Here is a 19196-nt window from a genome sequence, read left to right as displayed (position 1 = left end):
TTCCATAGTTACAGGCCCGCTGTAAAATCACTTGCATTTGATCGGGTGTGAAGTCGCAGGCTTTCCGCCATCTGGCGCCAGGGTAGCGGGCTCCAGGCGCCACTTGCGGCACCCGAGGTCGACGGCAGAACCCAGATTGCCGTCTGATCGATCGCCGGCTGCGGGCCATAGTCGATCGCGGTGCGGCCATAAAACATCTGCGCCGCCTTCTTGCCGTTGAAGGCAAGCGCCGCGGGCCGGAACTGCGCAATCACGCCACGCAGCCGCGCCGCGTCGAAGGCATGCGCCGGCAGGGCGGCATCGCTGCCGAAATGCGCCTTCGCCATATCGGTGAAGCCGATGCCATAGCGGCCGATCTCGCGCCAGTCGAGCGGCGCGAGCCGCTCCGGCGTCAGGCCGATCTCATGCATGATACGCCAGAACTTGTTGCCCGGCCCGGCATAATAGGACTTGAGCTCGGCTGAGCGCTTTCCCGCCGCAGTGCCGCAGATCACCAGTCTGAGGCCCGGACGCAGCAGATCTTCGAGGATGTCGCTATTCATATATGCCGACATCCCCTCGCCCGGCATTGGCCCCGACACCGCGCCATGCTATCGCTCCAATCACAACCCGAGGAGACTATTCATGAAAATCAGCGCCCGCAACCGCCTCAAGGGCCGCATCGTCGAAGTGACGCTCGGCGCCACCACCGCCCATGTCCGTATCGATGTCGGCGGCTCGATCGTCACCGCCTCGATCACCAACGAGGCTGTCGACGAGCTCGGCCTCGCCGTCGGCCATGAAGCCTACGCTGTCGTCAAAGCCTCCGACGTCATGGTCGCCGTCGACGATTAGACCTTTGTTTGCGCAGGTCTCTATCCCGAAGCCGGCAACCGTTTTCGGGAGACATGCGCCTTATGCCTTCTGGCAATAAGGCGCCGTTTCAGTTTGGAAATCGCCCGGCTGCGGCGGCGCGATCGGTTTGAACAGCGTTCGGTCCGGTTTGAGGTCGAGGAGCGGCGTGCCATCGAGGCAATCCATGCCGCGGACAAACAGACGATTGCCCTCAACGCGCTCCAGAAGCACGATCGACGTGCCGATCGGATTGGGCCTGACCGGCGAGCGCAGCGAAAACGTGCCGCGCACTTCGCCATTGCTGGCCGGGCTCTGCAACACGAGATCGCGCCGCGACCGGTCGAGCCAATAGAGCACTTCCAGCCGCTCGAACGCTTCAACGCCCCGGAGCGCCGCCACCCAGGGCTCGAAGATCTCGATCGTGCAGAGCGGCCCGTCGTGCCGGCCCTGGCGCGGCGTCTCCATCCGCGACGTCCATGGCGTCAGGATGCGGCCGATGAAGATCAGGCCGGCTTCCTGGGCTTCGGGCGGCGTCACCGCCACTTCATTCATCCGCAGTTCGTTTTCACGGACCATTAAATTCCCTTCCGCTCACCGCTCAATGCTGCTGCAGGCTGGTGCCCTGGAACATCTCGTCGATCTGCTCGTCGATCAGGTCGACCTGGTAGAACTCGTTGTAGAACTGGCGCAGTTTCGGCAGGATATCGCTATCGAACTGTTTCGGATAGAGCATGGCTTCCAACCACAGAATGCCCATCATCCGGTTGACGCCCGGCGGCCCGTCCAGCCAGCCATAGGGCGCCGACGGCACGATATAGACGCGCTTGTCCTTGACCGCCTTGATCCCCGCCCAGGCCGGATCCTTGGCCACCGAGGCAAAAAGGGCCGGGTCTTCAGCGATGATGATATCCGGGTTCCAGTCGACCACCTGCTTGACGGTGACATCGACGAGACCGTCCTTGCCTGCCTTGGCCGCCACGTTGACGGCGCCGACCGCGTCGATGAATTCGGTGTTGATCGAACCTTCCGGCCCGGTCTGCAGGCCATTCTTGCCACGGCCGTAATAGATACGCGCCCTATCTTTCAGCGGCAGCTTGGCGAATGTCGACGCAACCTCGTCCATCTCGTCCTTGACGGCACCGGCCAGGCTGTCCTGGCGCATGTTGAGGCCAAGCAGGTCGCCGACCTGCTGCAGCGCTTTGCCGGTATTCGCGAGCCGGCCATCGATCAAGATATAGGGGATGCCGATCTCCTTCTGCATCTTGTCGGCAAGCGCCTTGTATTTTGGATTGACGTCGCCGACATCGATGATCAGGTCCGGCTTGGCCTTCTTGATCGCCGCAATCGCGGCATCGGCATCCTTGCCGGTCAGCCGGCCCAGCACAGGCAGGCCGGTCGCCGAATCCGGCATGAAATCCTTTTGCTTGTCGGTCTTCGGACTGACCCAGCCCACCAGCTTGTCCGGCGCCAGCACGAAAAGCAGCGCCTCGGCCGGCGGCCCGGCGGCGGCCACCTTGTTGATCGTGTCAGGCACAGTGACCACCCTGCCGGCGGCGTCGGTGAACTTCGCGGCATCCGCCACGCCATGAGCGAAAAGAGCAATGAAAAGGGCTGACCAGATTAGGTTTCTCGGCATTCGATACACTCCCGAAGGCGACGAATTGGCAATACCGGGAGGACTTATAACCACGGCCTGCAACAGTTTCGAGGGAAAATCTGTCGCGGCCAATTTTCAAAAAAACGCCAATATTTTGTATAAACGGCGCCTATTTTCCGACTCCGGCAATGGACGGCCGCTCAATATCGTGTTCGGTCCATCACTCGTCAAACGGTTGCGGCATATGGAACCCCTCGGGCAATGGCCCGAAGGATTTCGGTTCCTCGGCAGGCCGCTTCGTCGCTTCCCGTTTGACAGCGCACCCAGCCAACACGGCTTTCAAGGCAAGCGGCTTGTAATTCTTGAGCAGCGGATCGGGCTCCGGCTCGCGGTCAGGAGATTTCATCATCTTGCTCTCGTTTGCGTCATGCGGCCGCGCGATCCTGCCGCGCGGCCGGCCTGATCTCAGCCGATCGTCATCAGGCTTGCATTGCCGCCGGCAGCAGCGGTGTTGATGGAGGTCGACACTTCCTCCAAGAGCCAGTTCAGGCAATAGGCCTCCTGATCGCTGGCAAGCTCTTCCGATGTGGCCGACTGTACCAGGACGAGCGGCCCCTTGAGCGTCGCGATCCGCTTGTTCACCGCAGCCACGCGGCTGGCGTCACCTTCGACCAGAGCGCCCGAGAATGGACCATCCGCATCCCAATCGGATGTCCATGAAATCCGCGCCGACACCGATGCTGGAAGCCCAGCCAAGACGCTTTCGATGTTCGCGGCGCGGTCGATCACGATCTCGTTTCCGGTCGCCAGCGCCGCCGCCACCTGGCGAAACAGGCCTTCGGCCGTTGCCGGGACAAGCAGGATACGGCCACGAGGATGCAGCGCATAGAGATTGCGCTCGCCCACCGGTCCATCCAGTTCCCGTTCGAGGCCGAGCGCCGACGTGCTGGCGAAATCGCGGGCTGCCTGTGCCGCGGCATTGTGGCCCCTGCGGCCAAGCCAGGTCGCGAATTCGCGCACCGCCGGGTCGGTATGGACAGAACTATGCTGCGGCGGCACCGGTGCGCGCTGCACAAGGCGGCCGACATAGAGCGGCCCGCCCGCCTTCGGTCCGGTGCCGGACAGTCCGCGACCACCGAACGGCTGCACGCCGACCACCGCGCCGATGATGTTGCGGTTGACATAGAGATTGCCGGCCTTCACCCGTCCGGTCACATGCTCGATGGTTTCATCGAGGCGCGTGTGCAGGCCGAAGGTCAGGCCGTAGCCCGAATTGTTGATGTCATCGATCAGCCGGTCGAGATCGTCGCGACGGTAGCGGATGACATGCAGGACCGGGCCGAACACTTCGCGCGTCAAATCCGACATCTGCTTGAGTTCAACAATCGTCGGCGGCACGAACGTGCCGAGCTTGGCGCTATCAGGCAGCGGCAGTTGCTCCACCTTGCAGCCGAGCGCGCGCATCCGCTCGATATGCTTGTCGATCTCGGACTGGGCGGGTTCGTTGATCACCGGGCCGATATCGATGTTGAGACGGTCCGTGCGGCCGATGGTCAATTCCTTGAGCGCCCCCTTGAGCATGGCCAGCGTCCGGTCGGCAATGTCTTCCTGCAGGCAGAGCACGCGCAGCGCCGAGCAGCGCTGTCCGGCGCTGTCGAAAGCCGAGGCGATGACGTCGAACACGACCTGTTCGGCCAGCGCCGAGGAGTCGACGATCATGCCATTCTGGCCGCCGGTCTCGGCGATCAGCGGAATGGGCTTGCCGGCCGGAGACAGGCGCTCGCTGAGCTGCGCCTGGATCTGCCGCGCGACTTCAGTCGATCCGGTGAACATGACGCCCGCGGTCTCGGGCGCGGCGACAAGCGCCGCACCGACACGGCCGCTGCCCGGCACGAATTGCAGTGCCGCGCGCGGAACGCCCGCCTCATGCAGGATCCTGACGCTCTCATAGGCGATGATCGGCGTGACGCCCGCAGGCTTGGCCATCACCGAGTTGCCTGCAACCAGGGCGGCGGCGACCTGACCGGTAAAAATCGCCAGCGGGAAATTCCATGGGCTGATGCACAGCACTGCGCCGAGCGGCGCATGCGACACCCCGAGCGTCTTGCGCGCCTGCAGCGCATAATAGCGGAGGAAATCGATCGCCTCGCGCACTTCGCCGATCGCGTTCTGCGCGGATTTGCCGGCTTCGCGCATTGCAATCGCCATCAGAGTTTCGAGGCGCTCCTGCATCAGGTCGGCGGCGCGTTCGAGACAGGCGGCCCGTTCGGACGGCGGTTTTGCGGACCATTCGGCAACACCCTGAGCCGCCATGCGGGCGATCCGTGCGGCGTCATCAAGGCGAACCTCGGTCACCGAACCGACAGTGTCGCCATGATCGGCCGGGTTCAGGATCGGTCTTGTGTCGCCATCCTCATTACCATCGGCAAGCAGCGGCCTGGCATGCCAGTTCTGCGATAGCGTCGCTTCGAGATTGCCGGCAAGCTCCTTCAAGGTCGTTTCGTTCGAAAGATCGAGACCCCTGGAGTTCAGCCGTTCCCGGCCATAGAGTGCGGCGGGAAGCGCGATCTGGTCGTGCGGCATGCCGATGATCGGCATCGCCCGGACCACATCACCCGGATCGGCGACGAGATCATCGACCGATACATTGGGGTCGGAGATACGATTGACGAAGGACGAATTCGCCCCGTTCTCCAGAAGGCGCCGGACGAGATAGGCGAGCAGCGTCTCGTGGGTGCCGACGGGTGCATAGATGCGGCAGGGACGATCGAGCTTATCCTTGCCGACGACTTCGTCATAGAGCGGCTCGCCCATGCCGTGGAGGCATTGGAACTCGTATTTGCCGACCTGGAAATCGCGTCCCGCCAGATGGTAGATGCTCGCCAGCGTCTGGGCGTTGTGGGTGGCGAATTGCGGAAACACCGCGTCCGGAGCTGCCAAGAGCTTGCGGGCACAGGCGATATAGGCGACATCGGTGTGGATCTTGCGGGTATAGACCGGGAAGCCTTCGAGGCCATCGAGCTGGGCACGCTTGATCTCGGCGTCCCAATAAGCCCCCTTCACCAAGCGCACCATCATGCGGCGACCGGAACGGCGGGCGAGATCGATGATGTAATCGAGCACGAAGGGGCAGCGCTTGCCATAGGCCTGGACGACGAAACCTAACCCATTCCAGCCGTCGAGATCCTTGTCGAGGCTGAGTTCCTCGAGCAGGTCGAGCGAAAGCTCCAGCCTGTCGGCCTCCTCGGCATCGATATTGAGGCCGATATCGTATTTCTTGGACAGCAGAGCGAGTTGCTTCACCCGCGGCAGGAGTTCGCCCATCACCCGGTCGGCCTGGGCACGGCTGTAGCGCGGATGCAGAGCCGAGAGCTTGATCGAGATGCCGGGACCTTCATAGACGCCGCGTCCGTTCGATGCCTTGCCGATGGCGTTGATGGCGTTTTCATAGTCGCGCAGGTAGCGCGCCGCGTCCGCCGCCGTGGTCGCCGCCTCGCCCAGCATGTCGTAGGAATAGCGGAAACCCCGCGCTTCGAGCGACCTGGAGCGCTTGAGCGCTTCTTCAATCGTCTCGCCGGTGACGAACTGCTCGCCCATCATGCGCATGGCCATGTCGACGCCGCGCCGGATCACCGGTTCGCCGGCGCGCGCAATCAGCCGGGTCAAGGCGGCGGCGAGGCTGCGGTCGCTGACGGTCGACGTCAGCTTGCCGGTCACCACGAGGCCCCAGGTCGCAGCGTTGACGAACATGGATTTCGTGCCCCCGAGATGCGACCGCCAGTCACCTTCGGAAATCTTGTCGCGGATCAGTGCGTCACGGGTTTCGTCGTCAGGGATGCGCAGCAGCGCCTCGGCAAGACACATCAGCGCCACGCCTTCCTGGCTCGACAGGGAATATTCGTGGACGAGGCCTTCGACACCCGTGCCCTTGTGCTTGGCACGCAGCGTCTCGATGAGGATACGGGCCGTATTGGCCACGTCGGCCTTCATCTTTTCCGGCAGTCTGGCGGCTTCGACCAGGGGGGGCAGGGCCTCCGGCTCCGGCCGGCGATAGGCGGCGGTGATTGCTTGCCTGAGCGGCGATTGGGCATGGATCGGCGGCGCAAAATCAGCAAACGGCTGGCCGGCCTCGGTGTCTTCGTTCATCTTCAATGAGGTCGGCATGGTCATACCTTTCGTGTGAAATCAGGTGCCGAAGGCTTTGTCAGCCTCGGCGATGCTTTTGGGCGCCGTGCGGCAGGCAAGTGTTCGAAAATCGGTGATCTCTTAATGCCACAGGCACCGTCGCCATGGCTCTCCGCGCCCTCGAAGCCGAGCACGCTTTCGGTCGCACGCGGGTGTTTTTTCACCGCATCCACGTCAAGACCATCCCTGTTGCAGATGTATCCATTGCACTCGACGATTGGGATCACCTTAGCACGATCACCTGCTGCGGTATTCACGGGATTGGGCCTCTTGGAAACGTGAAATGACGATATCACATTCGCGAAATCCGGACAGACTTGATTTGGTAGAAAATTGGTCTATTTGATTTTAAATCTCGGCAAAAGGAGAGCGAAATGGCCTATGATTCGACAAAGAATAGTGAAATTGACCATTTCGATCGAAAAATCCTCGAAGCGCTCTCGGAAGATGGCCGCATGTCGGTCACCGAATTGGCAGCGAAGGTCGGCCTGTCCAAAACACCTTGCCAGCTTCGGCTGAAACGCCTGACCTCCGACGGTTACATCGAGGGCTTCAGGGCAGTGATCAATCCCTCGAAGCTCGACCTCGAACATATTGCCTTTGCCGAGGTGAAGCTGTCGAACACTCAGGAAGACGCTCTTCGCGCCTTCAACGCGGCGGTCAAGAAGATCAAGGAAGTCGAAGAGTGCCACATGATCGCCGGCCGGTTCGATTACCTGCTCAAAATCCGGACGAAGGACATCCGCCGCTATCGCCAGGTCCTCGGCGAACGCATCTCCAACCTGCCCTACGTGTCGAGCACCTCGACCAATGTCGCGATGGAGACCGTCAAGGAAGCGTGGAGCGGCGCGGCGGCAGGCATCTGGTAGGGCGGCCCACCGAGCAACGCACCACATGGCATGGTTAATGCCGACGTTAATTCAAATGCCCTCGCGCGAAACTCATTAGACGCTTGAAAAGCTGCCGAAAATCCTTACATTGGTGTGGCTCCGCAAGGAGTCTATGGCGCTAAACCTCTTGTGCAATAGGTGTACAGGACGCGGCTTCGAAGCCGCCGCCTCCACCAAGAACCATCGGCTGACGATGGCTGTTGATGGGGGCGAAATGGGATCGACTGGCATTGAAAGACATGAGCTGTGCTCGGCATGATACCACCGTTATCGGGTCAAAAATGTAGTTGCAAACGACAACTATGCTGAAGCTCGTCTCGCTGCTTAATCGCAGTGCGACACTTCAAATCAAGCCCTTGCGGGTAGCACCGTAAGGCGGGGTTCGAAGGCACCTGGCAACAGAAGCCTTCACTTCCACCCCATTTTCGACACGCCCGTCTGATTTTCTGCCAAGCAGGTTCCGGAAAAGTGTCCCACGGTTTTCCGACCAGAACCTGCGACAAAACAAAGGACTAAGCGGATGAATCCTCGGCTTGCCAACGAAAGTCTGGTTAGCCGCCGAAAAACGAAAAGCTTTGCCAATTCAGCGAAAAATGGCATAGTCGGGGAAAAGAGTAAGTGAACACAGGAATCAACATGGGGCAGGATCACATCCGCTACGACATTCTGGCACAGGACGCGCTTCGCGGCGTGATCCGCAAGGTTCTGTCGGAAGTGGCGGCAACGGGTAGCCTGCCGGGCGACCATCATTTCTTCATCACTTTCCTCACCCAGGCGCCTGGCGTCCGCATCTCCCAGCACCTCAAGGCCAAATATCCGGAGCAGATGACGATCGTCGTCCAGCACCAGTTCTGGGAGCTCAAGATCCAGGAGACCTATTTCGAGATCGGCCTCTCCTTCTCCGACAAGCCGGAAAAGCTGACCGTTCCGTTCAGCGCGGTCCGCGGCTTCTATGACCCCTCCGTGAATTTTGAACTGGAATTCGACGTCGCCACGGCCGAGGAGGAGGACCAGGGCGCCGAGATCACCGCCATTCCCATCTCGACCGGCGACGAGGCGACGACCGACAAAGAAGAGCGCAAGGAAGGCGAGGCCAAGCCCGCCGGCTCGGTCGTGTCCCTCGACGCCTTCCGCAAAAAGAATTGACCGGAGAGCGGAACATGGGCGACGTCATCAACCTCCGCCAGTTCCGCAAGAAAAAAGAGCGTGCCGAAAAGCAGAAAGCGGCCGAGCAAAACCGCATCTCCTTCGGCCGCACCAAGACCGACAAGAACCTGACGCAAGCCCGCAACGAAAAGGCCGAAAAGCAGCTCGACCAGAGCAAGCTGGATAAGCCGGAACCGCCGAAGAAGCCGAAATAAGGCTAGTGGTTCAGGGGGTTGTGGGGGTTTTTTGATTCGGGTTCGTGACTGACTGAATCATTTTCTCAGGGCGCCAGGTGTTCAGAGCGGTCTTGGTCGCGAGTGTTGGCGCTTGCAGCTTGTTTCAGCGTCAAATGCTGATCGTCTCCGCTTGCTAACAGTTATCACTACATGTCATAAGGGCATGAGGAGCAAATGACATGGCAAGCAGCGCAAATCTAGGCGATAAACTTGAAGCCTACGTAGATGACTTGGTGAAGACAGGCCGCTACAATTCGCGCAGCGAAGTGCTGCGCGAGGGGGTGCGCCTGGTTGAAGAACGCGAAAAACGCTTGGCTGCTCTAGATGCGGCGATCGCGCGAGGCCTAGCCGACGCTGGACGCGGCAAACCCGTGGACCAGGTGGAGCGCGAACTGATCGCTAAATTTGAGCGCATGGCGGAAGAACGCGGCCTGTGATTGTCATTATCACCGACGAGGCCCAAGCTGACCTCCTCCGGATTGGCGAATATTTCGCAATGGATAACCCTCGCCGCTCCGTGACCTTCGCGCAGGAGTTGCTTGGCCGTTGCCGCGCCCTGGCCGAAATGTCCCGCGCCTACCCTTTGGTCCCGCGCTACGAGCATACCGGCGTCCGCCGCCGCCCCTATGGTGATTATCTTATTTTTTTGTCGTGTCGGCCCCGACATCGTGGACGTGCTTCATGTTCTCCACGGTGCCCAGAACTACGAGGCAATTCTGTTTCCCGAAGAGTAGGCCGGTCAAGTGCATCCCCGAGCAGCACCTTGGTCAGTCTTTATCGCAGCCAGTAACCCAAGAGCGTTCGAAGCCCTATTTCTCGCCGCGCCAATCAGAAGCCTTCCTTGGCTAGCTTCTTCGCCTTGGCATCGAGCGCCGCATCCAATTCGCTCTCACTGACATCGCCACCAGCCGCAATCGACGCGTTGAGGGTTTCGCGTAGCGCGGCCAACCTGCTCACCCGCCTTAACCCCATCACCCGCCCCACATATTTCGGCTTCGGCAGAACCTGGTGCTCCCTCAGCATCGCCTGCACCGCCTCCCCGATTTCCGCCGGAAGCGCCACCACTTTCGGGCCCTTCAGATCCACATGCAGGTAGATGCTCTCCGATGTCGCCGCCAGCCAGCCGTCGCGATGATGGAGCTGCTGGTAGACATGCATCCGCTTCGCATCGGCATCGAGCAATTGGAACGTGGCGCACACCACGGCGTCCGGCTTCAGTTCGCGCAGATAGGTGACATGCGTCTCGGCATTCATCAGCGTACGGTCTGTCATCCGGCGATAGGCTTCGCCGAGGGCCAGCAGTTCCACCGCAGTCTCCGCCGCCCGATCGAACAGCACATTGTAATAAGCCATGTTGAGATGGTCGTTGTAATCGATCCATTGCGGTTCGATCCGCATTTCGGGTGCGAAGATCGGCGCGCCGAATTTCTTGGAATCGTTGGGCAAGGCGGCTCTCAAGGCTGGACTTTGGCAAGTGCTTGGCACATTACTCGGGCGATTTCCAAACACAAGGTATTGGAATCGCTCCCGGTCTCGACGCACGGTTACTCCCATGGGCATTTCTCATATCCATCCCGGCCTTCGCAACGACGAAGGCATTGACGCCATGGCTGCCGCCCTTGCGGCACGCTTCGGCAACCGTTTCCAGACCGGTGAGGCGATCCGCGCCCAGCACGCCCACACCACCACCTGGGTGCCGGCACAATTGCCCGACGGCGTGGTCTTCGTCGAGAGTGCCGAGGATGTGCAGGCCGTCGTCCGGCTGGCCTCCGAGCACACGGTTCCACTGATCCCGTTCGGCACCGGCTCGTCGCTGGAAGGTCAGGTGAATGCTCCATCCGGTGGCTTCTCGCTGGATTTCTCGGGCATGAACAAGGTGCTCGAGGTCAATCCGGATGATCTCGACTGCACGGTCGAGCCCGGCATTACCCGCGAGGAACTCAACACCTATCTGCGCGACACCGGCCTGTTCTTTCCGATCGATCCCGGCGCCAATGCCTCGATCGGCGGCATGGCCTCGACGCGCGCCTCCGGCACCAATGCGGTGCGCTATGGCACGATGAAGGACAATGTGCTGGCGCTGACCGCCGTCATGGCCAATGGCGAGGAAATCCGCACCGCCCGCCGGGCGCGAAAATCCTCGGCCGGCTATGACCTGACGCGGCTTCTCGTCGGCGCCGAGGGTACGCTTGGCGTGCTAACCTCTGTGACGCTGCGCCTGCAGGGCATTCCGGAAGAGATCGCCGGCGGCTACTGCAATTTTCCAAGCCTGAGGCAGGCTTGCGAAATCGTGATCATGACCATCCAGCTCGGCATTCCCGTGGCGCGCATCGAACTGATGAACGCCGACCAGGTGCGGGCCTCCAATGCCTATTCCGGCCTCAGCCTGCCGGAAATGCCGTCACTCTTCCTCGAATTCCACGGCTCGCCGGCGTCGGTGGCGCTGCAATCGGAAGCGTTTCGCGACGTGGCACGCGAAAACGGCGCCGGCGATTTCGTCTGGACCCGCGACAGCGCCGAACGCGCCAAGATCTGGAAGGCCCGGCATGATGTCTATTGGTCGGCCAAGGCGCTGAAACCCGGCTGGTCGGCGATCGCCACCGATGTTTGCCTGCCGATCTCGCGGCTCGCCGAATGCGTCACCGAAACAGAGGACGATATCCGCGCGCACGGCCTGATCGGCCCGATCGTCGGACATGCCGGCGACGGCAATTTCCACGTCTCGCTGGTCATCGACGACAAGGACCCGGTCGAGATCGCCAAGGCCGAAGCCTTCATCGACCGTCTCAGCGCGCGGGCGCTCGCCATGGACGGTACCTGCACCGGCGAGCACGGCATCGGCCAGGGCAAGCAGGAATTCCTCAAGGCAGAACTCGGCGGCTCGGTCGATATCATGCGCCAGATCAAGCGCTCGCTCGACCCGAAGAACATCTTCAACCCGGGGAAAATTTTCGCCCTGGATTGAAATCGTCGCGCCGAATCTTCGTTCTGGATTAATGTCGCGCCGCCGCTTTCACGCTTGCGTCGGGGCCTAAATGCCCTAACCTAGTCCGTGCTTTGAGAGATGACGATGAGATTTGAGACCTTCGATACCGGAGCAGCCCGCTCCCCCGAATTGCCTTTGATTTCCGTATCTTCGGAGGTTGGCCGGTGCTAAGCCGCATCTTCGTCGTTGTCGGCGGCCTCCTGGTGATCGCGCTGTTTGCAGCGCTGTTCGCACCCTATTTCATCGACTGGACAGATTTCCGCCACGATTTCGAACAGCAGGCGAGCCGCATCATCGGCAAGAAGGTGGTGGTGCATGGCCGCGTCGACGCACGCCTGCTCCCCTTCCCCAGCGTGACGATGACCGACGTCCGCGTCGGCGAGGACGAGACCGGCGACGCGATCGTCGTTGCCGACAAGTTCTCGATGGAATCGGAGCTCGCGCCCTTCCTCAGCGGCGAAGCGCTGATCTACAACATGCATCTCGATCATCCGAAAGTGAAGCTGAGGTTGACCGAGGATGGCTCGCTCGACTGGGTCAAGACCGGCAATCCGCAGATCCCCGCTTCGACCGTGGTGCTGGAAAATGTCTCGATCACCAATGGCGAAGTGCTGTTCATCGACGACCAGACGGGTCACAACCGGCATGTCACCAACCTGAACCTGAAGCTTTCGGCCAAGACGCTGGCCGGCCCCTGGAAGGTCAATGGCCGCGGCGTCATCGATGGCCTGACCGGCGGCTTTGTCATGACCACCTCGGTGCCGGACCAGGGCAAGCTGTTCCTCAAGCTTCGCCTCCTGCCCGACGATCCCGGCATCGTCGCCGAGATGGATGGCTCGCTTGGTCTCAACGGCTTGCGCCCGGAATATGCCGGCAGCTTCCGTCTGCGCGAAAAATATCGCTCCGAGACCGCACTGGAGGAAGGCGAGGTCAACGAGGGCCAGAAATCGCCGGCACCGCGCATATCCGGCGAGTTCGCGCTCAGCAACGAGAAGCTGCGGATCAAAAAGTATGAATTCCAGATGGGCAATCCCGCCGACCCCTATGTGGTGACCGGCGAAGCAACCATCGATGCCGGCCGCAAGCCGGATTTCCTGTTGACCGCCGTCGGCCAGCAGATCGACATGAGCCGCTTCGGCCCGCAGGCCGACGACGGGAAATCGGCGATTTCGGTGCGCGACCGCCTCAAGGCGCTGATGACGCTGGCGCGTGACATCCCCATCCCACCCATGCCCGGCAAGGCGACGATCTCGCTGCCCGGGCTGGTGGCCGAGGACACGGTGATCCGTGACATCACCCTCAACATGCATCCGGCCGGCAATGGCTGGCAGATCGACAAGGCCGAAGCCCAGCTTCCCGGCCGCACGACCTTGTCGGCCAAAGGCAAGCTCACCGTGCTGGGCGATCCCTCCTTCGATGGCGAACTCATCCTCGCGTCCAACCAGCCCTCCGGCTTTGCCGAATGGGTGACGGGCAAGGTGCCGGAATCGGTGCGGCGGCTGAAGACCGCAGGCTTTGCCGCCGATGTCAGCATCACGCCGGACCTGCAGCGCTTCGAAAACCTCGAAATCGGCTTCGGCGGCGCCAGCCTCAAGGGACGGCTGGAGCACACATTGTCCGACAGTGCCCCACCGACACTGTCGGCCGAGCTGACCGGCAACGAGTTCGATCTCGATACGGTGATGGCGCTCGGCGGATTGCTGACCGGCGAGGCGTCGATCAACTCGATCTTCAATCACCAGATCGCCGCACGACTGAAATTCGACCATTTCAGCGCCTACGGGCTGAAGGCCGACGGCATCGACACGACCTTTTCGCTCGCCGATGGCGGCATCACCAATGCCCGCCTGTCAGCGAAGAACTTTTATGGCGCCGAAATCGGCCTGACGGGCAACTTCCCCCATCTCAGCGGCCAGCCCGTCGGGGACGCGAAGATCAAGATAAAATCCGCCGATCCGACGGCACTCTTCAACCTCGTGGCCGGCGCGCTGCCGGTGCATCCGGCGATCCGGCGGCTTGCGGCCAGCGCCAAATATTACCAAGGCAGCGATCTCTCCCTCAATCTCAAGCTGGGCGAAGGCGATTGGCCGATCGAGGCCGCCATGAGCGGCATTGCCCATGGCAGCCGGTTGAATGCCAGGCTCGCCGCACAATCGCTCGACCTGGTCAATTCCGGCGGCCTGTCGCTGGATGCCACGATCGAGAACCCGGATGCCTGGGTGATGCTCGGCCAGGCCGGCTTGCCCACCATCCCTGTCGACGCCGACCAGGACGGCATCCTGACGCTGCATGTCGAGCAGCCGGCCGACAGCGATCCGCAGGTCAATTTCTCCTTCGCCTCAGGCACGACCAATGTGAAGATTGCCGGCCAGACGGCGCTCGACACCGCCCATTTCCTCAACGGCTCCTATTCGCTGTCAGTCGATAGCGGCGATCTCGCCCCCTACCTGATCATGACCGGCGTGTCGCTGCCGCGCCTGGGCGAAGGCCTGCCGTTCACGGCCGCCGCCAATATCTACACCACGGCGGAAGCGATCGGCATCGAGAACATTGCCGGCGATACCGATGGCAACAAGTTCGGCGGCATCCTCAATCTCGACCGCCGCCAGCAGGCGCCGATCTTTGGCGGCGAACTGCATTTCGACAGCGCCGACCTGATGTGGCTCGCCGAAGCGATCTACGGCAATGTCTCCAATCCGTCCTCCCCTGGCCTGTCGCGCCTGCCGGTGCCGAAGAACACCGGCCTGCCTGCTTCTGCCACGGTAGCGCTCACCGTCAACCAGTTCCACCTCGGCGCGCTTGGCGCGGTCGAGCAATTCAAGGGCAAGCTGACCTCGGAGCCGGGCCGCATCGCGATCAGCGATGCCAGCGGCGCCTTCTTCCCGCCCGGCCGGTTCACCGGCAATGTCGAGATGGGCGATACTGACGGCAATGCTTTCTTCCGCGCCCGGCTCGGCGTCACCGACGCGGCGATGAAAACCGCCTTCTGGCAGCATGCCGGCCTGCCGGTCGCCAGCGCCCGGTCCAACCTGTCGCTGGTGATCGATACGACCGGCACCAGCCCGCAGGCCATGCTCGATACGGCCACCGGTTCAGGCAGGCTCGAACTTTCGGATCTCCGCATCAGCGGCCTCAACAGCAAGGCGCTGGCACCGATCCTCAAGGCCGTCGACGCGGTGCCCACCGATGTCAACGACGCCATGGTGGCGCCGACCGTGCAGGCCTCGCTGTTCGACGGCACGCTCGATTTCGACAAGCTGAACATTCCCTTCGCCATCACCGGCGCAAAGCTGCGCGCCGACAAGGTCGAGGGTAAAAACGACGACATCCAGCTCGACGCCGAAGGCACGCTGGCGCTTGCCGATGCGACGCTCGACGCCACCGTTCAGACCACCTTCAACCCCGGCGAACAGGCCGTCACCGGCGCCGATCCGACCGTACGCCTGCTCTGGCAAGGCCCGTTCATCGCGCCGACCCGCACCGTCGATGTCGCGCAGATGACCAGCTTCCTGTCGCTGCGCCGCTTCGATCAGGAGCGCCGCCGCGTCGAGATCCTGCAAGCCAAGATGGCCGAGCAGCAGCGGCTGCGACGTGAATCGATGCTCTACCGCACCCGCGACGCCGAGCGCGAACAGCTGAAGCAAAAGGCCGCCGACGACGCCCGCCTGCTCGAACAGCAGCAGGAAGCGCTGAAGGCGCTGGCGCGCCAGGAGGAAGAGCAGCGTCGCGCGCAACAGGACGGCACCGTCAATCCCGAAGACGTGCCGGCACAATAGGCAGGGCGCGCTGGTATGCACAAGCCGATCCTCAGCGCCCCATTCCTGCGCCGCATCTGGATGAATCCGGAGAAACCGTTCGACGCCTCCGCCTATCCCTTCTTCCTGCCGCTTTACCGCAAAGGCGATTTCGAATTCCATTTCGAAAATGCCGTGACGATCTTCGTCGGCGAAAACGGCAGCGGTAAATCCACCCTGCTGGAGGCCATTGCCGGCCTGATCGGCTTCGACCAGGCCGGCGGCGGCAATGGCTATCGGCCGACGGATCACGCACGGGCGGTTGAGACATCCGGCGACCGGCTGTCGGCGCATCTGCGGGCCAGTTGGCTGCCAAAGGTCACCCATGGCTGGTTCTTCAAGGCCGAGACCTTCTTTACCGTGGCGCGCTATCTCGACGTCGCAGCCCTCGACTCCGACGCGCCGCCGCCGGACTTCCTGTCGCATTCGCATGGCGAAAGTTTCCTGCGCTTTTTCGAAGAACGCTGCCAATCCCGCGGCATCTATGTTTTCGACGAACCGGAATCCGCCCTCTCCCCCTCCCGCCAGGTCGAACTGCTGAAGCTCATCGCGCGCATCAAGAAGAGCGGCCAGGGCCAGGTGATCATGGCCACTCACTCGCCGCTGCTGATGGCGCTGCCGGGCGCTGCCCTGTTTTCGATGACGCGCGGCGAGATCGTGCCGACGGCGCTACGCGAAACCAGTCATTTCGCCATCTACCGCGAATTCGCCGAGGCACCGGAAGCATTCATTGAAGAACAGCTGGATATAAGAGAGTGACAATACTCCAAAACCCTGCATCGCACGAAGCAAAGACTTCAACCAAAACAATGCGAACACCTTGTTAACCACCTTCATTTACTACGTTCCTCAACTCATCCCGTTCGTGGATGATATTTGCCAGCGAGGGGAACATGGGCATTTTCGGCAAGCATTCCAGCAAGGAATTCGAGGCATTGGCAGCGCGTCTGAAAGACGTGACCGAGCGGTCTGAGCTTCTTGACGAGGCCTGCGGCATCGGTCTCTGGGAAGCCGTGCTGCACAATGGCGACGCCATGCACCCCGAAAGCCGCTGGACCTGGTCTGCCGAGTTCCGCCGGCTGATCGGCTACAGCAACGCCAATGAATATCCCAATGTCGTGCAATCCTGGTCCGACCGCCTGCATCCCGATGATGTGGCGCCGACCTTCGCCGCCTTTGGCGGCCACCTGCAGGACAAGTCGGGCAAGAGTCGCTACGACGTCACCTATCGCCTCAAGGTCCGCGACGGCTCCTACCGCTGGTTCCGCGCCACGGGCGGCTGCAAATTTCAATCCGATGGCGTCACTGTACGCGCTTGTGGTTCGCTGACCGACATCCACGAACAGGTCATGCTGCAGCAGGAAGGCAAGAAGAGCGCCGAGGAAAGCAAGGTTGCGATCAGCGCCATGCTGCAAGCCATTGCGGCCTTGGCCAATGGCGACCTCACCCACCGCATCACCGGCACGCTGCCGGAGTCGGCCGACGTGCTGAAGCGCGACTTCAACACCGCCACCGAAAAGCTGCAGAACATCCTCGCTCAAGTCGCCTCGACCATCGGCAGTATGCTCAACGGCGCCAACAATATCAGCCACGCCACAGACGATCTCGCCAAGCGCACCGAACAGCAGGCAAGCTCGCTGGAAGAGACAGCCGCAGCCCTCGAAGAGATCACCGCCACCGGACAGAAAACCGCGTCGAGCGCCAAGGAATTGACCGGCTTCACCTCCAAGGCGCGCTCCGCCGCCGAGGAATCCGGCGCCGTCGTCGGCAATGCCGTTCAGGCCATGTCGGAAATCGAAAAATCCTCCGGCCAGATCGGCCAGATCATCGGCGTCATCGACGAGATCGCCTTCCAGACCAACCTCTTGGCGCTCAATGCCGGCGTCGAGGCCGCGCGTGCCGGTGAAGCCGGCAAGGGCTTTGCCGTCGTCGCCCAGGAAGTGCGCGAACTGGCACAGCGTTCCGCCACCGCCGCCAAGGAAATCAAGGCGCTGGTCAGCACGTCTTCCCAGCATGTCGAGCGCGGCGTGGCCCTGGTCGATCGCACCGGCACAGCCTTGGAAAGCATCATCGTCGAAATCAACAACATCGCCCAGCTGATCGACAATATCGCCCATTCCGCCCAGGAACAGTCGACCGGCATCAACGAGATCAACAGCGCCGTCAGCCAGATGGACCGGATGACGCAGCAGAACACGACCATGGTGCAGGAGACCGCCAATTCCAGCGTCACCCTCTCCGACCAGGCCGCACAGCTTTCACAGCTTGTCGGCCTGTTCAAGCTGTCGTCTGCCGCGCCGGGCTATGCGCCGGCACGTCGCGCCGCTTAAAGCACAAGGACGCCGCCTCCACGACCGGAAGCGGCGTCCAACTTCAAACTTGCGGCTGTCAGGTCAGCCGGTCAGTGGCATTTCTTGAGATTGTAGTGGGTAGTTTCGGTGTCGCCGTCGCGGCTGGTAGTTCCCATGGAAATGTCGCAGGTGAAGCGGCGTCCGGCAAGGCGCGCGATCCTGTTATAGCCCGCGCGATCATCCTTCTCCCACACCAGGTTGCGGATCACGAAGTCCCCTGGACGATCCGACTTGTCGCATTTCAGCACCGCATATTTCTTGCCACCATGTGCGGAAGCCTCGATCATGCATCTGGCCGTCATCGTCTCAGCATGCGCCGCGCCGCTGAAAATGAAGGCACCGACCGTAACGGCGACACCAAACAGAAATTTCCGATACATATTCGCCCCTTAAGATATTGTCCCATGGCGAGATGTACTTGAAATGGTTGTGCTGTCAACCGCGGGTCATGTCTGGAAACCGCTGCAACCTGCGACAATATTACACAGGAACGACCGCCCTCACTGCCGAGGGAATGGTCCGAATTGCCTGGTTCACAGCGATCGCCGACCGAATCTAACCCGCAACGCGCTCACCAAAAAACAGCAGACAGCCGTCCGGGTCCTTCACATGGAATTCGCGCATGCCGTAGGACTGGTCGAAAGGCGGCCGCACCCTGCCCTCCGGCAGTTCTCCCAGCGCCGGCCTGAGCACGTCGAACAGCCGGTCGACCCCGTCGACCGTCAGATAGATCGAAATGTTGTTGGCCGTGGCGTTCAGCACGTCCGGATTGTCGGTGTGAATGAACTGGATCATCGCCTGGTCGCGTGAGACCCGCGCGAAGCTGCCATCGCCGGCGAGGAAGCACAGCTCGAAGCCGAGCACGTTGACATAAAAATCCGCGCTGCGACGGATATCGCTCACCGGCACGATCGTCGCCGCACTTTCAATGACGGTCTTGTCCACCCCGCCCATCCTCATGCAATTCCTCAGCACATGCACCCTAAGTGCCGAGGACAGGTTGTCGCGTTCGTCGCGCGTTTCGTCGACTTCGGCTATAACGGCCGCCAGAGAGCGCCCGCGCGCGGCCGCGAGCGCCCTGAGTTCGTTATGGAACTCCTCCTCGAGCGAGAAGGAGGTTCTGTGTCCATGCAGCGTGATCGAATATTTCCGGATCATCGTGATTTATCTCGGACTT

18 protein-coding genes, 1 other RNA gene and 1 pseudogene are annotated in these 19196 nt (G+C 61.6%); 11 read left to right on the top strand and 9 right to left on the bottom strand.

The genetic code is table 11. The annotated features are described in order from the left end of the window. Window positions 1-8: 8 nt before the first annotated feature. Window positions 9-542, bottom strand: coding sequence for a mismatch-specific DNA-glycosylase (locus AC1DYF_RS11385; RefSeq protein ID WP_477876835.1), 534 nt, complete (start codon window positions 540-542; stop codon window positions 9-11). A gap of 82 nt (window positions 543-624) precedes the next feature. Between AC1DYF_RS11385 and AC1DYF_RS11380 the strand changes: the two genes are divergently transcribed. Further along, window positions 625-834, top strand: coding sequence for a TOBE domain-containing protein (locus AC1DYF_RS11380; protein ID WP_477876834.1), 210 nt, complete (start codon window positions 625-627; stop codon window positions 832-834). Between the two features lie 60 nt (window positions 835-894). Here the strand turns inward: AC1DYF_RS11380 and tsaA are convergent, their stop codons facing one another. The 4 genes from tsaA to putA all read right to left on the bottom strand — a co-directional run bounded on the left by tsaA (window position 895) and on the right by putA (window position 6595). Then, entirely contained in the window at window positions 895-1410 is a 516-nt protein-coding gene (gene tsaA / locus AC1DYF_RS11375) for a tRNA (N6-threonylcarbamoyladenosine(37)-N6)-methyltransferase TrmO (RefSeq protein WP_477876833.1), read from the bottom strand. A 22-nt stretch (window positions 1411-1432) separates the two neighbouring features. Next, window positions 1433-2470: an ABC transporter substrate-binding protein gene (locus AC1DYF_RS11370; protein ID WP_477876832.1), complete on the bottom strand. Its 1038-nt coding sequence runs from the start codon at window positions 2468-2470 to the stop codon at window positions 1433-1435. A 181-nt stretch (window positions 2471-2651) separates the two neighbouring features. Continuing rightward, window positions 2652-2840: a hypothetical protein gene (locus AC1DYF_RS11365; RefSeq protein WP_477876831.1), complete on the bottom strand. Its 189-nt coding sequence runs from the start codon at window positions 2838-2840 to the stop codon at window positions 2652-2654. A 56-nt stretch (window positions 2841-2896) separates the two neighbouring features. Continuing rightward, window positions 2897-6595: a trifunctional transcriptional regulator/proline dehydrogenase/L-glutamate gamma-semialdehyde dehydrogenase gene (gene putA, locus AC1DYF_RS11360; RefSeq protein ID WP_477876830.1), complete on the bottom strand. Its 3699-nt coding sequence runs from the start codon at window positions 6593-6595 to the stop codon at window positions 2897-2899. A gap of 395 nt (window positions 6596-6990) precedes the next feature. Between putA and AC1DYF_RS11355 the strand changes: the two genes are divergently transcribed. From AC1DYF_RS11355 to AC1DYF_RS11330, 6 genes are all read left to right on the top strand, one after another. Then, window positions 6991-7485, top strand: coding sequence for an Lrp/AsnC family transcriptional regulator (locus AC1DYF_RS11355; protein WP_477876829.1), 495 nt, complete (start codon window positions 6991-6993; stop codon window positions 7483-7485). A 79-nt stretch (window positions 7486-7564) separates the two neighbouring features. Continuing rightward, window positions 7565-7919, top strand: a transfer-messenger RNA (tmRNA) gene (gene ssrA / locus AC1DYF_RS11350). 223 nt (window positions 7920-8142) lie between these two features. Next, window positions 8143-8652 (top strand): SspB family protein, encoded by a 510-nt coding sequence (locus tag AC1DYF_RS11345; RefSeq protein WP_477876904.1) that lies wholly within the window; start codon window positions 8143-8145, stop codon window positions 8650-8652. A 14-nt stretch (window positions 8653-8666) separates the two neighbouring features. Further along, window positions 8667-8867, top strand: coding sequence for a DUF4169 family protein (locus AC1DYF_RS11340; RefSeq protein ID WP_477876828.1), 201 nt, complete (start codon window positions 8667-8669; stop codon window positions 8865-8867). Between the two features lie 200 nt (window positions 8868-9067). Then, a complete protein-coding gene (locus tag AC1DYF_RS11335; protein ID WP_477876827.1) occupies window positions 9068-9325 on the top strand; it encodes a type II toxin-antitoxin system ParD family antitoxin in 258 nt (85 codons plus the stop codon). 59 nt (window positions 9326-9384) lie between these two features. Continuing rightward, on the top strand, window positions 9385-9678 hold the full coding sequence (locus tag AC1DYF_RS11330) for a hypothetical protein (protein WP_477876903.1): 294 nt from the start codon (window positions 9385-9387) through the stop codon (window positions 9676-9678). A gap of 38 nt (window positions 9679-9716) precedes the next feature. On the opposite strand, the gene AC1DYF_RS11325 is transcribed toward AC1DYF_RS11330, so the two are convergent. Beyond that, entirely contained in the window at window positions 9717-10334 is a 618-nt protein-coding gene (locus AC1DYF_RS11325) for a thioesterase family protein (protein ID WP_477876826.1), read from the bottom strand. A 106-nt stretch (window positions 10335-10440) separates the two neighbouring features. Between AC1DYF_RS11325 and AC1DYF_RS11320 the strand changes: the two genes are divergently transcribed. The 4 genes from AC1DYF_RS11320 (at window position 10441) to AC1DYF_RS11305 (ending at window position 17998) form a co-directional block, all read left to right on the top strand. Further along, entirely contained in the window at window positions 10441-11853 is a 1413-nt protein-coding gene (locus AC1DYF_RS11320) for an FAD-binding oxidoreductase (RefSeq protein WP_477876825.1), read from the top strand. Between the two features lie 185 nt (window positions 11854-12038). Next, window positions 12039-15650 carry an AsmA family protein gene (locus tag AC1DYF_RS11315; RefSeq protein WP_477876824.1) on the top strand — a complete coding sequence of 1204 codons (3612 nt, stop codon included), beginning with the start codon at window positions 12039-12041 and terminating at the stop codon, window positions 15648-15650. Window positions 15651-15665: 15 nt separating this feature from the next. After that, complete coding sequence (locus AC1DYF_RS11310) at window positions 15666-16427, top strand: AAA family ATPase (protein ID WP_477876823.1); 762 nt, start codon at window positions 15666-15668, stop codon at window positions 16425-16427. Between the two features lie 134 nt (window positions 16428-16561). Beyond that, on the top strand, window positions 16562-17998 hold the full coding sequence (locus AC1DYF_RS11305; protein WP_477876822.1) for a methyl-accepting chemotaxis protein: 1437 nt from the start codon (window positions 16562-16564) through the stop codon (window positions 17996-17998). 71 nt (window positions 17999-18069) lie between these two features. On the opposite strand, the gene AC1DYF_RS11300 is transcribed toward AC1DYF_RS11305, so the two are convergent. The 3 genes and pseudogenes from AC1DYF_RS11300 to AC1DYF_RS11290 form a co-directional block, all read right to left on the bottom strand. Continuing rightward, window positions 18070-18399: a hypothetical protein gene (locus AC1DYF_RS11300; RefSeq protein ID WP_477876821.1), complete on the bottom strand. Its 330-nt coding sequence runs from the start codon at window positions 18397-18399 to the stop codon at window positions 18070-18072. A gap of 175 nt (window positions 18400-18574) precedes the next feature. Continuing rightward, window positions 18575-18979 (bottom strand): bleomycin resistance protein, encoded by a 405-nt coding sequence (locus AC1DYF_RS11295; RefSeq protein ID WP_477876902.1) that lies wholly within the window; start codon window positions 18977-18979, stop codon window positions 18575-18577. 9 nt (window positions 18980-18988) lie between these two features. Beyond that, window positions 18989-19177 (bottom strand): annotated as a pseudogene (locus AC1DYF_RS11290) (ribbon-helix-helix domain-containing protein); the annotation flags it as partial. Window positions 19178-19196 lie beyond the last annotated feature (19 nt).

The sequence above is a fragment of the Rhizobium sp. P2_G9 genome (assembly GCF_056403475.1).
Note: the sequence above shows the minus strand (reverse complement) of the source record. Positions and strands in the feature narration are given on the sequence as shown.

Excerpts from the sequence above, each read along its gene's own strand:
- AC1DYF_RS11295 (WP_477876902.1), bottom strand. The coding sequence starts at position 18,979 with ATGAGGATGGGCGGGGTGGACAAGACCGTCATTGAAAGTGCGGCGACG.
- tsaA (WP_477876833.1), bottom strand. The coding sequence starts at position 1,410 with ATGGTCCGTGAAAACGAACTGCGGATGAATGAAGTGGCGGTGACGCCG.
- AC1DYF_RS11335 (WP_477876827.1), top strand. The coding sequence starts at position 9,068 with ATGGCAAGCAGCGCAAATCTAGGCGATAAACTTGAAGCCTACGTAGAT.
- AC1DYF_RS11320 (WP_477876825.1), top strand. The coding sequence starts at position 10,441 with ATGGGCATTTCTCATATCCATCCCGGCCTTCGCAACGACGAAGGCATT.
- AC1DYF_RS11310 (WP_477876823.1), top strand. The coding sequence starts at position 15,666 with ATGCACAAGCCGATCCTCAGCGCCCCATTCCTGCGCCGCATCTGGATG.
- AC1DYF_RS11345 (WP_477876904.1), top strand. The coding sequence starts at position 8,143 with ATGGGGCAGGATCACATCCGCTACGACATTCTGGCACAGGACGCGCTT.
- AC1DYF_RS11300 (WP_477876821.1), bottom strand. The coding sequence starts at position 18,399 with ATGTATCGGAAATTTCTGTTTGGTGTCGCCGTTACGGTCGGTGCCTTC.
- AC1DYF_RS11305 (WP_477876822.1), top strand. The coding sequence starts at position 16,562 with ATGGGCATTTTCGGCAAGCATTCCAGCAAGGAATTCGAGGCATTGGCA.
- AC1DYF_RS11340 (WP_477876828.1), top strand. The coding sequence starts at position 8,667 with ATGGGCGACGTCATCAACCTCCGCCAGTTCCGCAAGAAAAAAGAGCGT.
- AC1DYF_RS11380 (WP_477876834.1), top strand. The coding sequence starts at position 625 with ATGAAAATCAGCGCCCGCAACCGCCTCAAGGGCCGCATCGTCGAAGTG.
- AC1DYF_RS11365 (WP_477876831.1), bottom strand. The coding sequence starts at position 2,840 with ATGATGAAATCTCCTGACCGCGAGCCGGAGCCCGATCCGCTGCTCAAG.
- AC1DYF_RS11330 (WP_477876903.1), top strand. The coding sequence starts at position 9,385 with ATGGATAACCCTCGCCGCTCCGTGACCTTCGCGCAGGAGTTGCTTGGC.
- putA (WP_477876830.1), bottom strand. The coding sequence starts at position 6,595 with ATGCCGACCTCATTGAAGATGAACGAAGACACCGAGGCCGGCCAGCCG.
- AC1DYF_RS11370 (WP_477876832.1), bottom strand. The coding sequence starts at position 2,470 with ATGCCGAGAAACCTAATCTGGTCAGCCCTTTTCATTGCTCTTTTCGCT.
- AC1DYF_RS11385 (WP_477876835.1), bottom strand. The coding sequence starts at position 542 with ATGAATAGCGACATCCTCGAAGATCTGCTGCGTCCGGGCCTCAGACTG.
- AC1DYF_RS11355 (WP_477876829.1), top strand. The coding sequence starts at position 6,991 with ATGGCCTATGATTCGACAAAGAATAGTGAAATTGACCATTTCGATCGA.